The organism is Singulisphaera sp. GP187, from assembly GCF_900129635.1.
Taxonomy (GTDB): Bacteria; Planctomycetota; Planctomycetia; order Isosphaerales; family Isosphaeraceae; genus Singulisphaera.
Genome location: NZ_FSRB01000001.1, coordinates 3636248 through 3652540, shown reverse-complemented (window position 1 = coordinate 3652540; position 16293 = coordinate 3636248). Strand labels below are relative to the sequence as shown.

The 16293-nt window shown below is 64.3% G+C and carries 8 protein-coding genes and 1 pseudogene; 8 read left to right on the top strand and 1 reads right to left on the bottom strand.

Annotation, left to right across the window (positions count from 1 at the left end):
• Positions 1–12 precede the first annotated feature (12 nt).
• The 8 genes and pseudogenes from BUS42_RS45090 to ftsY form a co-directional block, all read left to right on the top strand.
• A pseudogene (locus BUS42_RS45090) lies at positions 13–314 on the top strand (response regulator); the annotation flags it as partial.
• Positions 312–1460, top strand: a complete 1149-nt coding sequence (locus BUS42_RS14240) for a sigma-54 interaction domain-containing protein (RefSeq protein WP_410001709.1) — start codon at positions 312–314, stop codon at positions 1458–1460. The pseudogene BUS42_RS45090 and the gene BUS42_RS14240, both read left to right, overlap by 3 nt.
• Before the next feature lie 331 nt (positions 1461–1791).
• The gene (locus BUS42_RS14235; protein ID WP_074307476.1) at positions 1792–4341 is read left to right on the top strand and encodes a hypothetical protein; all 2550 of its coding nucleotides are present in this window, start codon (positions 1792–1794) and stop codon (positions 4339–4341) included.
• 335 nt (positions 4342–4676) lie between these two features.
• Positions 4677–11075 carry an excinuclease ABC subunit UvrA gene (gene uvrA, locus BUS42_RS14230; RefSeq protein WP_074307475.1) on the top strand — a complete coding sequence of 2133 codons (6399 nt, stop codon included), beginning with the start codon at positions 4677–4679 and terminating at the stop codon, positions 11073–11075.
• A 1130-nt stretch (positions 11076–12205) separates the two neighbouring features.
• Positions 12206–12835, top strand: a complete 630-nt coding sequence (nusB, locus tag BUS42_RS14225) for a transcription antitermination factor NusB (RefSeq protein WP_254053503.1) — start codon at positions 12206–12208, stop codon at positions 12833–12835.
• Positions 12836–12888: 53 nt separating this feature from the next.
• The gene (locus tag BUS42_RS14220) at positions 12889–13326 is read left to right on the top strand and encodes a TIGR03067 domain-containing protein (protein ID WP_074307474.1); all 438 of its coding nucleotides are present in this window, start codon (positions 12889–12891) and stop codon (positions 13324–13326) included.
• On the top strand, positions 13313–14341 hold the full coding sequence (locus BUS42_RS14215; RefSeq protein ID WP_254053502.1) for a PHP domain-containing protein: 1029 nt from the start codon (positions 13313–13315) through the stop codon (positions 14339–14341). The genes BUS42_RS14220 and BUS42_RS14215 overlap by 14 nt, the downstream gene beginning before the upstream one ends.
• A gap of 1 nt (position 14342) precedes the next feature.
• On the top strand, positions 14343–15248 hold the full coding sequence (gene ftsY, locus BUS42_RS14210; RefSeq protein ID WP_074307473.1) for a signal recognition particle-docking protein FtsY: 906 nt from the start codon (positions 14343–14345) through the stop codon (positions 15246–15248).
• A gap of 292 nt (positions 15249–15540) precedes the next feature.
• Here the strand turns inward: ftsY and BUS42_RS14205 are convergent, their stop codons facing one another.
• Positions 15541–15903 (bottom strand): hypothetical protein, encoded by a 363-nt coding sequence (locus tag BUS42_RS14205; protein ID WP_074307472.1) that lies wholly within the window; start codon positions 15901–15903, stop codon positions 15541–15543.
• Positions 15904–16293 lie beyond the last annotated feature (390 nt).

Sequence of the window (16293 nt, the reverse complement as noted above, 5' to 3'; positions counted from 1 at the left end):
TTGACCTCAAGAATGAGTGACGAAGGAGGGGGTTCCATGAAACGTCGTATCCTCGTGGTGGATGACACGCCACTGATACGTGAGCATCTTCGCGTGATTCTCGAGATGGACGGCTTTGAGGTCGAGACGGCCAGCGACGGTCGTTCCGCCTTGGCTTGCGTCCGTGAACGGATCTTCCATCTCGTCATCACCGACCTCCGCATGCCCGACATGAGTGGCATCGAGTTGCTGACGGCGGTGCGCGCCGAAAAGCTGCCGTTCGGGTCATCGTCCTCACCGGTCACGGCGACACCCAGGTGGCGCTCGACGTGATGAAGGCGGGGGCGGACGACTTCGTCACCAAGCCGTACGAGCCCGATCACTTGCGGTATCTCGTCCAGCGGATCCTCGAACGGCGGCGGTTGATCGACGAGCTTCAACAGCTTCGCATGCAGATGCGCGAGGATTACAGCTTCCATAATATGGTCTCCAAGAGCCCGAAGATGCGGAAAGTCTTCGACCTGATCAAGCAGGTCGGTCCGCTCGGCTCGACGGTCTTGGTCTACGGCGAGACGGGGACCGGCAAGGAGCTGGTCGCCCAGGCGATCCATGCCGCCGACACCCGCCGCCAGGGACCGTTCGTCGCCCTGAACTGCGCCGTCTTGCATGACTCGCTGCTGGAGAGCGAGCTGTTCGGCCACGAACGAGGCTCGTTCACCGGCGCGGATAAGCGCAAGAAAGGGCGGTTCGAGCACGCCGACAACGGCACCCTCTTCCTCGACGAAGTGGGCGACGTTTCTCCCGCGATGCAGGCCAAGCTGCTCCGCGTTCTCCAGTCCGGCACGTTCGAGCGGGTCGGCGGGACCGAGACCCTGAAGGTGGACGTCCGGATCGTCGCTGCGAGCAACAAGCGGCTTGAGGAGGAAGTCAAGGCGGGCCGGTTCCGCTCCGACCTCTTCTACCGCTTGAACGTGATCCGGGTCGACCTGCCCGCGCTTCGCGAGCGGCCCGAGGACATCCCGCTCCTGGCGATGCACTTCCTTGAGAAGTTCAAGCCGATGAGCACCCCGCCGGTCACCGAGATCGACACGGAGGCCATGCAAGCGCTCATCGACCACACCTGGCCGGGGCACATCCGCGAGCTCGAGAACGCGATCAAGGCCGCGGTGGCGATGGCCGACGGCTCAATCATCCACCGCGACGCGCTACCGCCCGCCGTCGCCCCCCGCACCCGCAAACCGATCAATATGAGTCCGTTGATCGATATCGAACGCCCCCTCCCTGACCTGACCACCGACCTGATTGGCCGCGTCGAACGCGACTACTTCGTCCGCCTCCTGGCCCAGTACCGCGGCAACGTCGCCCGCTGTGCCAAGCACAGCGGCCTGTCGCGGCGGAGCGTCACCCAAAAGCTGCAAAAGTATGAGCTCGACCGCACTCGTTTCAAAGACGCGGCGTTTGTCGAACCCGTCGAGGGGTGATCGACGGCCTCGGGTGGGAACTTGGCTGTCGAATTCTCGTCAGTCCATTTCCCACTACAGCCTGGCCTCGAACGGTCTCGATGCCGGCCGGCCTTGCGGGGCAGAGGCCAACCCGTCGTAGTCCGATTCGGCGATACCGAGGCACTCCTGAACCCTGGACCGAGACCTCGGGCCCACCTGGCATGGACCTTGGGGCTGTGCTCGACTACACTCACCGCCCCCCCTTCATCATCTGCCCCCCCATATCATCATCTCTGGAGGAAGTGAGACGCGTCCGCCCGTCGGACCGGGCGGAAGATCGACCCCTGCCGCCTCATGAGAAGGAGTTCCAATGAGCTGGTCGAGAATCTCCCGTCGAGCGTTCCTGCCTGGTCAGACTCCCACCCCCGTCTGGGCTTTGATCCTGTTCGCCGTTTACCCGATGACGGCGGTCGCCGAACCGGCGCAGACCGTTCCCTCGGATGGGCTGGCCGTCTATGTTGAGTACGACGGTCTCGCGACTCACGGCGATGCCTGGAAGGCCACCGCGGCCTACGCGATGTTCGAACAAACACCCGCCGGCGCGATGACGGCCGACATCGCGCGTCAGGTCGTCGACCGACTGCTCAGGTCCCTGCCCGACCCGAAGCCGAGTGGGGCCGAGCTGCTCTCCCTTCAGGAACAGATTCAGCGCCAGGGCTTCGCCCTGGGGCTCTATGACGAGGCCGATCTCGGGGCATCCTGCGTCGTCGTCCTCAACGGCTTCGGCCGCGGAGAAGGCCGCGAGTGGGCCAGCCGGCTGATTCGGATTGCGACCCGGCCGGGTTCGGAGGCGAACGACGGTATTGCCGTCTCCTCACGTATCCGGGGGCGCGAGATCTTCCAGGTCAATGGTCGCGCCCGGGCGATCCAGGTCCCCGGCGTTCCGTTCTTACCCGAGGCACCCGAAGCGATCGAGAAGTCCTCGTTCGATGCCCTGGCGTGGTGGTTCGAGGGGGACGACCTCATCGTCGTCGTCGGACCCACCGCACTGAACGCCGACGGGGCGAAGAACGACGCCACCAGGCCGCATCCATTGCGAATCGCCTCGGTGATCGACGCGATCCAGGCGAAGGTGTCGAGCGTCTTGACCCACCCCGGCCGTGCCGCCGCCCTGGCTGAGGGCCAGGACGTCAAGGGCTTCGAGTCCGACGGATTATTCTTTGTCGAAGCGGACAAGGCGCAGCGGCTGTATTCCCGGCACTCGAAATGGGCCGGCCGCGACGATGATCCGGACGAGGGGCAGACCTTGCCGGCGGGCAAATCCACCCACGATGACGTCGAGTTTTTTGCTCCGCTCCCCGTACTTGAATCCCTCGAAGCGAACCCCCGGCGCTCGCAGTTGAGGGAGCTGGGCCTCGATCTGACCGAGCGAGCGAATCCTCCTGTCGAAGACCTCCCGAAGGTTGCATCGACGCCACCGAACGCGTTGGCATCTCCGCCGCCGCTCCCGGATGAACTCTTGAAGCCGCAGGACGCCGGGCGCGATCCGGCCGTGTCGAAGACCGGCACGATCGCGGGACCCACGTCTCAGGAGAAGACGAAGGACCCTGTGAGCACGGCCAAGGCCCTCCTCGGGCTGGACGGAATCACGCGGGTCGTCGGCCGCTGGGGGTTCCAGGACAAGGCGTTCTTGACCGCGGTTCGGGTCGAGGCGCCCGCACCGCGCCGGGGATTGATGGCGATGCTCAATCAGGCCGGCTTCCGCAAGGACCGTTTGCCGCCAATCCCACGGGGTGCGCGGAACGTCATGATCGGGTCGTTCGACGCCGTCAAGGCCTACGATGCAGGGCGCTCCGAGTGGAGCAAAGGACCCCAGCTCGGCGGCGTCGCGGAGGCCGCTCGTAAATTCTCAAAGGCAGCCGACCTCCTCGTGTTCGAGACGACCGGCCAGCGGCTCCGTGAAGCGATTCTCGGCCACTTTGGGTCGACCTGGTGCCTCTATTCAGCGCCGGCTCGCCAAGAGGACAAGTCCGACCCGCAGACTCCGATCCTCTTGGTCGAGGTTGACGACGCCAAGGCGTTCGCTAAGGTGCTCGACGCGCTGGCGACCCGCATCAACGCTTTCCTCTGCCCCCCGGAGAACCGGAAAGACGGAAAATCCGCCGACGGCCTTCCGGCGGTCCTCGCGCTGGAGCCTCTACCGGCACCCGATCGGGGTTACCGCCTGACCACGCCGGCCGGGATCGTTTCGTGGCTGGGTGAGGGGCAGCAGCCGACGATCCAGGTGGGCGAGTCCTACGTCGCCTTCGCCGCCAATCCGGACCTCACGCGCGCGGCCCTGGCCACGGCGTCCCAGCCTGCTGCGGAGCGATGGACCCCGTCCGGCGAGCTGACCAAGGCATTCGAGTGCCTGCCGGCGGAGCTGACGTCATTGACCGTCGGTGATCCGGATAACTCGACCTGGCCGACGATATTCGTCTACTTGCCCAAGCTGGTCCAGCACATGGCAAGTATCTTCGATGCCACCAAGGACGATCGTCCCGGAACGGCGTGGGGTCCGAGGCTCCTCGGCATGCTCGGCGTCCCCCAGGCTGATGGGTTCCGACTGCGGATCCAGCCCGCCAACCAGCCCAAGGCCGAGGCTCTGAAGGCCCAGCTCTTCCCGAGCGTGCTGGCCACCTCAGTCGACGACCGCGGCATCCGCTTCATCGCCCGTGAGGCGATTCCCTTCGCCTGCTCCGGGCCCGGATTCCGTTGCTACGGAAATACTCCAGGTAGGTTGGCGCTGGTGATCGGGCTGAGGCCCTTTCTGTTCCCTTGCTTCTATGTGCAATTGAAATATTCTCCCCAGAAGCCAGGAGTGAATTACCTGCTCGGAATGAAATGGAAGTTTGCCACCAATGCGGTGGCCAACGATTGATTCTGCCCCGGCGTGGTTCAACGGCCCCAGGGCGACCCGGCGAGGAAGTCGACTTTGTGCGGCTCCTGGCCCAGTACCTCTGGCCGTTGTCATGTTGCCGCCATCATTTCAGGGATCTGGGTATTCGCCAAGGGGCTTGGGAGGGAGGTCCCGACGTGCGATTTGCCCCGAGACCGGGCAGACGAGAGCCTACGATTGTAGGCTCTCTTCGTTCTCTGTGGGGTGGGCTCAAAATCTGCGTGGACAACGATTCGATGACACGCGTATACTATCGAGTCAATTGAACAGTTGGCCGAGCTTGCAGGACTTCTCCCTGACTTGAGGACCCACCACGGATGGCCACGACGGACATTGTGATCCGCGGCGCTCGCGAACATAACCTCCGCGACGTCTCGCTCAACCTCCCTCGCGGTTCCTTGATCTGCTTCACGGGGGTCTCGGGCTCGGGCAAAAGCTCACTGGCCTTTGATACGCTTTATGCCGAGGGGCAAAGACGTTACGTCGAAAGCCTCTCGAGCTACGCGCGCCAGTTCCTCGGCCAGATGCCCAAGCCCGAGGTCGATCGGATTGATGGGCTGAGCCCGTCGATCTCGATTCAGCAGAAGACCGGGGGGCGGAACCCCCGGAGTACCGTCGGCACGATCACCGAGATCAACGACTATCTCCGGGTCCTGTTTGCGCGGGTGGGGCAGGGGCATTGTCCCAAGTGCGACCGGCCGGTCGCGGCGCAAACACGTGAGCAGATTATCGCCCGCGTGCTCGACTTGCCCGACGGCACCGCGTATAGCATCCTCGCGCCGGTCGTTCGCGGCCAGAAGGGGGAGTATAAAGACCTGTTCGGCGAACTGGCGCGGGCCGGCTATATGCGCGCTCGGGTCAACGGGCAGGTCTTCGCGCTCTCCGATAACCTGTCGCTCGATCGCCAGACGAAACACCATATCGAGGTCGTGATCGATCGGCTCAAGGCGGGGCCGGCGGTCCGGCCCAGGCTTGCCGAGGCGATCGAGTCGGCGCTGAAGCTTGGTGAAGGGACGGTCATCGTCACGCGGGACGGACAAGCGGATCTGCTGCTCTCGTCGCATTACGCGTGTGCTTCGTGTGGCCTGAGTTTCGACCCTCCCAGTCCGCAACTCTTCAGCTTCAACAGTCCACAAGGGATGTGCACCTCCTGTGACGGGCTCGGAGTCCGCCACGACTTTGACCCCAGCCTACTCGTGCCCGACCCCTCGCTCTCGGTCTGGAAGGGAGCGATCGAGCCGCTCGGTCCGATCAGCGGGGTGGGGAAGTGGCGAAGGCACTTGTTCGAGGGGGTCGCCGCCAACGTGGAGGCGGACGAGGATGGGCCTCCCAAGGGGACGATGCTCAAGGGCCCTTGGGGCGAGCTCGACCCACGCTGGCAGAACGCCTGGCTTCACGGCCTGGGCGACCGGATCATCGTTCACCGCTGGAAGAGTCGGAAGAAGAACTGGTCGCATACCGGGACCTGGGACGGGGTGGCCACCGACTTGATGGCCAAGTACCGGAGCGCCAACGGCAGCCCGATCCGCTCCAAGCTCGAACCGTACATGCGGAGCATGACCTGTCCCGAATGCCAGGGAGCGCGGCTCAACCCGAGAGCCCGCGCGGTGCGCGTCGGCGGGACGACCATGGTCGAGCTTGGCTCCATGCCGATCGGCCAGGCCGCGCAGTTTTTCGACGCCCTGGCCGGAGAGGAGAACGGAACGCCCGTCGTGCCGCTCGACGGCCTCTCGCGGACGATTGCCGATGAGTTGCTCAAGGAGATTCGCGGGCGGCTCGGGTTCTTGACCAATGTCGGCCTCCACTACCTGGCCCTCGATCGCGCGGCACCGACGCTCTCCGGCGGCGAGGCGCAGCGGATCCGGCTGGCCAGCCAGGTCGGCGCCGGCCTCGTCGGCGTGCTCTACATTCTCGATGAACCCTCGATCGGCCTGCATCCGCGCGACAACGACCGGCTCATCGCCACGCTTCAGCGGCTCCGCGACGTGGGCAACACGGTCATCGTCGTCGAGCACGACGAAGACACGATGCGCGCGGCGGACCACCTGGTGGACTTCGGACCCGGGCCAGGAGTGAAAGGGGGAGAGGTCGTCGCCGAGGGGTCGATCGCCAAACTCGCCGCGGCCCCCGCGAGCCTGACCGGCCAGTACCTCTCGGGACGCCGGGCGATCGAGGTCCCCAAGACGCGGAGGATGCCGGACGGTCGTGTCTTGAAGGTGGTCGGAGCGCGCCAGCACAACCTGCGGGGGATCGACGTCGAGATCCCGCTCGGCCTGTTCGTCTGCGTGACGGGCGTGAGCGGTTCGGGCAAGAGCTCGCTGATCGGAGATATCCTTCGCGATACCCTGGCCCGCGACCTCAACGGCGCGATCACCGAGCCGGGGGCCCACGACCGGATCGAGGGGGTTGAGCATATCGACAAGATCATTGATATCGATCAGTCTCCGATCGGCCGCACCCCGCGCTCGAACCCGGCGACCTACATCAAACTGTTCGACCTGATTCGCGACCTCTACACCCGGCTCCCCGACGCCAAGGCTCGCGGTTACAAGGCGGGCCGCTTCAGCTTCAACGTCGAAGGGGGGCGGTGCGAGGCCTGTCAGGGGAACGGGTCGAATCGCCTCGAGATGGACTTCCTCGCCGACGTTTGGGTGACCTGTCCGGTCTGCGAAGGGAAGCGGTTCAACCGCGAGACCTTGCATGTCCGGTTCAAAGGGAAGAGCATCAGCGACGTGCTCGAAATGGACGTTCAGGAAGCGCTCGAGCACTTCGTCAACGTCCCGAAGATCGCCGGCATGTTGCAGACCTTGCACGACGTCGGGCTCGACTATCTCAAGCTCGGCCAGGCCTCGCCGACCCTCTCCGGTGGCGAGGCGCAGCGGATCAAGCTGGCGCGCGAGCTGGTCAAGCGCGGGACCGGGCGGACCCTCTATATCCTCGACGAGCCGACCACCGGCTTGCACTTCGAGGACGTTCGCAAGCTCCTTGAAGTCCTCCACGGCTTCACCGTGCTTGGCAACACGGTCGTCGTGATCGAGCACAACCTCGACGTGATCAAGACGGCCGACTGGTTGATCGACCTCGGGCCCGAGGGGGGAGCCGGCGGCGGCCAGGTGGTTGCCGAAGGGGCTCCCGAACAGGTGGCGCTCGTGGCCGGTAGTCACACCGGCGTGGCCCTGGCGAAGGTTCTCAATCCGAAGAAGCTGGCGCTGTCGAAGAAGTCGGGGCTGGCGAAACGAGGTAAGCGGAAGTCGTCGGAGGAAGGGCTGGACACGATTTCCGTCCGAGGCGCCCGGCAGCATAACCTCAAAGGGATCGACGTCGACCTGCCCCGGCACAAGATGACGGTTTGCAGCGGCCCCAGCGGGTCGGGTAAGAGCTCGTTCGCCATCGACACGCTCTACGCCGAAGGCCAGCGGCGCTACGTTGAGAGCCTTTCAAGCTACGCCCGCCAGTTCCTCGCGCCGTTGCAGAAGCCCAAGGTCGAGCGGATCAGCGGGCTCTCGCCGGCTGTCAGCATCGAGCAGAAGACGACGAGCAAGAGCCCGCGGTCGACGGTCGGCACGGTCACCGAGATCCATGACTATCTGCGGATCTTGATGGCTCGGCTGGGGCAGCCCTATTGCCCGAGCTGCGGGCTGGCCATCGGTACGCAGTCGGCCGACGAGATCGTCGAGAAGATCCTCCACCTTCCCGAGGGGACGAAGATTTTCGTGATGGCCCCGGTCGAGCGCCGGGATGGCGAACAGTACGATGCACTCTGGGATGAGCTGCGGGCGACCGGATTCTCGCGGGTCCGGGTCGACGGCAAGTCGGTGAGCCTCGACACGCCTCCGAAGTTGAGCCATCGCCGGAAGCATCGGATCGAGGTCGTCATCGATCGGGCCGTCGTTCGTCGTTCGACTCGATCACGCCTGGCCGACTCGGTCGAGTCCGCGCTCGACCTGGGCAAGGGAGTCGCCCTGATCGCGCGGGTGGGCGAAGAGGCGAACGAGCTCAACTGGCCGGTCGACCGCTACAGTCAGCATCGCTCGTGCGATGGTTGCGGGCGAAGCTTCGAGGAGTTGTCGCCGCACCACTTCTCGTTCAATAGCCCGCTCGGCTGGTGCCCTGTCTGCGAAGGGCTCGGCATCCAGCATGGCGCGAACCCGGCGGTCCTGATCCCCGATAGCCGTCGCAGCCTGCGCCAGGGGGCGGTCGTCGTCTGGCCCGATTTCGGTGCTAACCCGCTCTTCGGTCGGATGATCGCGGCCCTGACGGAGACGCTGGGCATCGACCTCGACGTCCCGTTTGACGATCTCGAAGGCCGGCATCGGCGCACGATCCTTCACGGGGCAGGGGACGCCTGGTTCAAAGTCTCGGAGGCCGCCGGTCAACCGCCTTTTTCGTTCCAGTACAAGGGGCTCTTCCCGGCGATCGAGGAGGCGGGGCGCGTCTCGTTCGTCTATCGGTTCAAGCTGCAAGGGATGGTCGACGACGTGCCTTGCGCGTCGTGCATGGGGGCGCGGCTCCGCGATGACGCGGCGGCGGTCCGGTTCCATGACTTCACGCTCGACCAGATTGGTCAGTGGCCGCTCGGCCGCGCGTCGACCTTCTTCAAGAACCTGAAGTTGAGCGCGGACGAGAAGCATATCGCTGGCGACCTGATCCGCGAGATTCGCGACCGCCTGAAATTCCTGGTCGACGTGGGGCTCGACTACCTGAGTCTGGGACGAGGGACCCCGACTCTCTCCGGTGGAGAGAGCCAGCGAATCCGGCTCGCCAGCCAGATCGGCAGCGGCCTGACCGGTGTGCTCTACGTGCTCGACGAACCCACCATCGGGCTCCACCCGCGCGACAACGCCCGGCTGCTGACGGCTTTGCGGCACCTTCGCGACCTGGGCAATACCTTGGTCCTGGTCGAGCACGACCGGGAGGTCATCGAGGCGGCGGACTACCTTGTCGACTTCGGACCGGGCTCGGGCTCCGGCGGTGGCGAAGTCACCGGCGCAGGGACTCCGGCGAAGGTCAAGACGATCAAGAAGTCGCTCACCGGCCAGTACTTGAGCGGCAAAACGGCGATCCCGGTCCCGACGAACCGTCGCCCGGCCGACGGCCCGTCGCTCTGGGTCCGAGGCGCCCGGCACCACAACCTCAAGAACATCGACGTGGCGTTCCCGATCGGGATCGTGACCGTTGTGACCGGCGTCAGTGGCTCGGGCAAGAGCTCGCTCGTGGAAGACATCCTCTGGAAGGCGGTGGCCAAGACTTTGCACCGCGCCCAGGTGACACCCGGAGCGCACGACGCGATCGAGGGCTTGACCCTGGTCGACAAGGTGATCAGCGTCGATCAGACCCCGCTCGGGAGCACGCCGACCTCGACGCCCGGTACATATTCCGGGGTCTTCGACCTGATTCGCGAACTGTACGCCAAACTCCCCGAGTCCAAGGTCCGCGGCTTCACCTCGAGACGGTTTAGCTTCAACCAGGCGGGGGGCCGTTGCGAAGCCTGCGAAGGGGCCGGGCAGAGGCGGATCGAGATGCATTTCTTGCCCGACGTCTGGGTCACCTGCGAAGCCTGCGGCGGTGCGCGTTATACGCCCGAGACGCTTGCGGTCAAGTTCCGGGGCAAAACGATTGCCGACGTGCTCGAGATGAACGTCGACGCGGCGCTCGAACTGTTCGACAGTGTGCCCAAGATCAAACGGATCTTGCAGACCTTGCATGACGTCGGCATCGGTTACATCCCGCTCGGCCAGTCGGCGCCGACGCTTTCGGGGGGCGAGGCGCAACGGGTGAAACTGGCCGCCGAGTTGGCCCGGCCGAATACGGGAAAGACGCTCTACATTCTTGATGAACCAACGACCGGCCTCCATCTGGACGACGTACGTAAGCTTCTCGACGTGGTTCACCGGCTGGCCGACCTGGGCAACACGGTCGTAATCATCGAGCACAACCTCGAAGTGATCAAGACGGCCGACTGGTTGATCGACATCGGTCCCGAAGCGGGGGGCGCGGGGGGGGAAATCGTGGCGGCCGGCCCCCCCGAAACGATCGCCGAGACGAAGGGCTGTCTCACCGGCCTGATTCTCAAGGGGCTCCTGGCGGCCGGCCCCTACGCCGAGCGCCCGAAGTACGACCCCAAGGCCGCGGCCCGCAAGGCGCTGGCCGAAACCAAAAAGGCCGCGGCCGCCGCCGCCCTGGTCGAACTCAATAACGTGGTCAAGCCCCCCTGGGAGCTCGACGGCCGTCGTTGGCATACGCTCGATCGGGTCGGGCGCAGCGGGCGCCCCGCGCGTTGGGACGGGCGAATCCTCGAGCGGATCGTCGACCGAATCCAGGAACTGGGCGAGTTCTTGCCCACCGACTGGTCGCAGCGCACGGCCGTCCGGATCCTCGCCGACACGGGGATCACGCTCCCCTTCTTCCACGCCCTGACCAGCAGCGAGTGGATCGTCACGCTCCGGTTCAACGTCGGGCGCAACACCTTCAAGCCCACGACGTTAACCAGGGAACTCGGGTTGCTGCCGTTCCACGAAGGCGCCACGCCCGTGCACAGCCAGGCGGATCGGCTGATCGTGAGCAACCAAGGAGCGACCCAGGAAGTCGTCCTGACCTGTCACTCCGCCTCAGACCTGGAGACCCCGGCGTTCGACGCGTTCCTGGTCAAAGCCGTCGCTTCCTACGGGCGGATCGGTGAGTCCGGCAGTCTGATCAAGGCGAGCGAATTGCCCTGACCTCGGTTCGGCTCTGCTCCGCACCGAGCTATCGCCGATGACCGCGAGAACCGGCCACGCCACGTCGCGCGGGGATAAACCTGCTCGGAGCACGAGTTCACCGGGTCTCCGAACGCCGGAACCGCGTCCGATCCGATTGGGATAAGCACTCCGTTGATCATCAATCGGAGCCGTGTGCCAAGCCGACTTCAAGGAGACGCCGGGATGGCGAAGATCGGTCCCTTTAGCTTGGGATGGATCTTGGCACGCGTCGCATCGGGCGGGCGATGAGTGCAGTGCTACCGAGCGCGGCCGAAATCGCGTCGATGTCCGCTTGCCGGAGGTCGAGGTTGAGGACGACCACGACCTCCGGCAATGGCGCTTAATCTTATTGGTTTACTTAATTATTTATGCGGACTTAGGGTCGAGGCTTACAGGAATTGTTTAAATAAATAAGGGCGTTTTATTAGGAATCTTAGCGGTGGCCGGCTTATCGGAGTGCTAAATATCGTTTTAAAATATGACCGGCCTGGATTCTGGCACGAAGTCAGCCAAAACGGCGTCGGCCTTATTTTAATTACTTATCGCAAATCCTGCTTAATAAAACCGCAAACGCATTGCGGTTGGCTGTTTTACCGAGGAGGACCGGAGGGAGTGCGTTTCGTTTTGCACTCGTTTCAGGTCTCTGCTAACTCCTAGGCACGGTTTCCATCCGGTTTTGAACCACGGAGGTGCAAAAATTCTGGAAATACTCAAAAAGGGGTCGGGTTGACTGCCGGATGGGCGGGGATTTCCGCCTTGCTTGGGAGCTACGGGGGATTGCCGTTGGGAAATTCGCCGGCGGAGCCATGGACTTAAAATGAAAAGGCAGTTAGGGTTCCGGCGAACTTGACGTCATTGTCCGGCGGAGTCGGGGGGGATAGGGGTGGGTCGACCGTGGTGTTCGGGATGGCGAACGGCGTGGGAAAAACCGGTTTCGACTCGGCAGGTCGGCGGTGTTGAGGCGCGTCGACGCGCGATGCTGGCCTTTTCGAGTTGGGGCGGGTTGGCGTATGATTTTCCTTGTGAAGGATGGAGGACCGCCGCGACCTTAGCCGGGTGTTGAGCGGAACGAACTTCCAGACTGGCTCCGTGAGGCCCCGAAGGCTCCCATGACCCGACGCACCCGAGGCCGAGAGATTGCATTACAGGTCCTCTATCAGACGGAGCAAAATCCGGGGCTCCCTCCCCAGGAGATCCGTCGCTTCGTGGAGCGTCGCTTGCGGGGCGACAAGAAGCTCTGTGAATTCGCCGAGGCGCTGATTGCCGGGGTCCATGCCAATCAACCTCGGATTGACGAACTGATTTCCGCGGTGGCCGAGAACTGGCGGCTCGACCGGATGGCGGCGATCGACCGCAACATCTTGCGGCTCGGTGCGTTCGAGTTGCTCTACTGCGACGACGTACCCACCAAGGTCGCGATCAACGAATCGCTGGAGTTGGCCAAGCGGTACAGCACCGCCCAGTCGAGTCGATTCGTCAACGGGATCCTGGACCGGCTGCAAGCCGCCGAGCTCGCCTCCCGGGCGACTCCCGTGATCGAGGCCGTACCGGCACCGCTCGCCACGCCTCCGGTGGAACCCGGCCCGGTTCAGACCGAGACCTTGGTCTCGCCCGAGCCTTTGCCTGAAACTGTTCCCGTGGTGGGCGAACCTGCGGATTCGTCGGTGGTTCCCGCTCCCGAGGTGCCCGAGACACAACCCGAAGAACCGCCCGTCGATCCGAAGCCGACCGAGGAGTGAGCTCCACTCCCGACTCGTCCTGATCACACCGTCTCTGAAGTGGGAGACTCGCCGTGACTTGGCAGCCCGTGCTCGTCATGATGACCGGACTTCTCGCCGCAATGGGAACCGAGGCCGAGGACGTCGAGGCCGAGACGAAGAAGTTTCAGGGAGTTTGGGTCCTCGTCTCGACCGAGACTGACGGTCAAGTGGTCGCGTCGGAGTCGCTCAAGGGCCGCGACGTTCGGATGATCTTTGAAGACGATCGGGTAATCGCCAAGATGGGGGAGAAGTCACTCTCCCTCGGCACGTTCAAGCTCGATCCCTCACGGACACCTCGATGGTACGATCGCATTTACTCCGACGGCACTCCCAGGCGTGGGATCTATCGCCTGGAGGGGGACAGTTTGACGATTTGCCTCGCAGGCCTCGGCAAGGACCGGCCGCCTGGTTTTGGCACCAAGCAGGGCGACGGTCTCTCGCTGCTCGTCTACCAGCGTGAAAAACCGTAATCAGCGCCCAGGAACCCCGCGGACGCGAACGCGGACTCTGAAACGGCCAACGGCCCCGCCGCTCCGGTCGACCCGCCCCCCGGCGGCGGATCTCCATATCCACACCACGCATTCCGACGGCGTCTGCTCTCCCTGCGAGGTGGTGATCGCGGCGGCCAACATCGGCTTGTCCGCCCTGGCGATTACCGATCACGATACGCTCTCTGCCCAAACCGTGGCTCGGCCCGAGGCGACCCGGCTTGGCCTGGAGCTTGTGGGCGGGATCGAGCTCACCGCGGAATTCGAGGGCCGCGAGGTCCACATCCTCGGTCACTTCGTCCGCGACGACGAACCGGCCCTGGTTGCGGCGACAGCGACACTGCGCCGTGACCGCGTTCAACGCCTGAAGGGGATGGTGGATCGACTCGCCGACCTCGGCCTTTCGGTGGACCTGACCGTGCTGGGCCGGGCCTTCCCTCGCGCGACCCTGGGACGCCGCCACCTGGCCGAGTGGCTGGTACGGACGGGACAAGTCGCGGGCCACCGTGAGGCGTTCACCCGTTACCTGGGTGACGACGGCCCCGCGCACGTCCCCAAGCCGCGACTCGCGGCGGGCCTGGCGATCGCCTTGATCCAGGGCGCGGGCGGGGTTGCCGGTCTGGCGCACCCGCCCTATGATCTGCGGGAACTGACGCTTCGCGGCCTGGTCGATGCCGGTCTCGGCTCCCTGGAAGTGGCAGGGCATGGGATCGACGCCCGGCGCGGCCAGCGGTTGCGCGACTGGGCCGATCGCCACCAACTGGTGCCGATCGCCGGTTCCGACTTCCATGCCGGGGATCGTCCCGGCCGCTGGATCGGCTCGATCACCACGCCGGGCGCCGACCTCGAACGGCTCAGGGAGCGCGCGGCCAGTGTCCCCCTCCCGCCGGCGGGCGGTTCAGGGTCGCCAAGCGACCGGGAGGCCAGCGCCGAGGGACGCTGCCTCGCTGCATCCGATGAGATCGATAGAATAGAGAGAACTCTCGCTGAGGGATAGCATGGCGATCAAGGGGCTCCTCGACCGATTTCGCAAGGGACTGTCCAGGACAGCCCAGCTTTTCAATATTCGCTCATGGTTCGGACGCAAGGTCGACCAGTCGTTCCTGGATGACCTCGAGGCGCGGTTGATCCAGGCCGACGTGGGTGTGAAGGCGACCCAACGGATCGTCGATCGGGTGCGCGAGGCGTATCGCGATAAGACGGCCGACGAGGACCTCCTGAACTTCGTCAAAGCCGAGCTCAAGGCGCTTCTGGTGGATCCCAGGCCGGGGACTTTGGCGGTCTCAGCCACCAAGCCGACGGTCTATCTGATCGCGGGCGTGAACGGCTCGGGCAAGACCACGTCGATCGCCAAGCTCGCCCAGCGGCTCAAGGACGACGGCAAGACGATCCTCCTGGCGGCGTGTGACACCTTCCGCGCGGCGGCGGCCGACCAGTTGACCATCTGGGCCAACCGCTCCGGATCCGACATCGTCAAAGGAGCCCCTGGCGCTGACCCGGCGAGCGTGGCGCACGACGCCTGCGACCGCGCCCTGGCCCGCGGGTCCGACATCTTGATCGTCGATACGGCCGGCCGCCTCCATACGCAGTCGCACCTGATGCGTGAGTTGGAGAAGGTCCGCGGAGTCCTCCAACGAAAGATTTCGGGGGCGCCTCACGAGGTCCTGCTCGTGCTCGACGCCACCAATGGCCAGAACGCGATCCGCCAGGCCGAGGTGTTCACCAAGAGCATTGGCTGCACTGGGGTGATCCTGACGAAGCTCGACGGCACTGCCAAGGGAGGGATCGTCGTCGCCGTCCGCCAGACGATCGACCTGCCCGTCAAATTTATCGGGGTCGGCGAGGGCCTCGATGACCTCCAACCGTTCGACGCCGACACGTTCGTGGAGTCGCTCTTCACGTAATGCGACCTTCGTCTCCGTCGCCTTCCCTGGTTCCCCGCGCGGAACCCGGAAACCCTCGGTCGGACGCTCCAAAGATATCCGTGATGAAGTCGTCATCCATTTACGACAGATTCTCTCCCGTGAGGTGGGCACGACCCACCATCCCGATCTCCTTGTCAAAAGCGAGGTCAAGATGGTGGTTCATGCCCACCTCACGGGAAGTTTTTTTGGACCCCCGAAGCCGCCGAAGTCGGGGACGAAGCGTCAGACCGCTTCGTTTTCGAGCGTTCTTGAGTCCGCCTCGAGACTGGGGTCATTGGAACCGGAAGGCCCCGGAGTGAACTCCGGCCCGGACGTAGACGATGAGGCTCTGCTGCATCTCTTGGACCATGGCCGCACCCGAGCCATCGCGGACTCCGGTGTAGATGGTTTCATTCTCCTGCCAGGTGGGAAGGAGTTGGGCGTGCCCGAAGGGGATACGAGTGGAGAGTTGGCTGACGCGCGCGGCAAACTGACTGGCGTTTTGTGTCTTGAAGTAGTTGCCCGCCGCTTGGTTAAGCTGTTGCATGACACTGTTGAATGTGTTGTTGGTCAAGACCGGCACGAACGAAGAAGGGGCGGCTTTGGCTTCGAGGGATTCAACCTGAAGCTGAGTCTGACGTCGCGGCTTTCTCATCGGTGTCATCCTTTCGTCCTGGGTCTGTCATGGTTCCGCGTGAAGTGGAGAAACCGGAGTTGGGAGATCTGAGAGTGGACTTCTGATCCACAGGTGAGGATTTGCCGCTATACTGCCAATCCCGATAGGAGGATAGGGCGGGATCGTGCCGGCCCTCCCTCGGTCATGGCCCCTGGGGCGGCGCACACCTCGTGTCGCCACGGAGCCCGATCCTCCGTCCAGGCCATCCTCGATTGTAGCGCAGTCGAACCGTGCGAGCAACGACTTCCCGTAACTGAGACGGCGGCCTGAACTCACTCGCGGGTGGATCTCCACTGAATACGCCAAGGACGATGTTTGGACGTTAGTATGGTTGAGTGAATGAAGTCTGTGAGTCAACCTTTTAACACG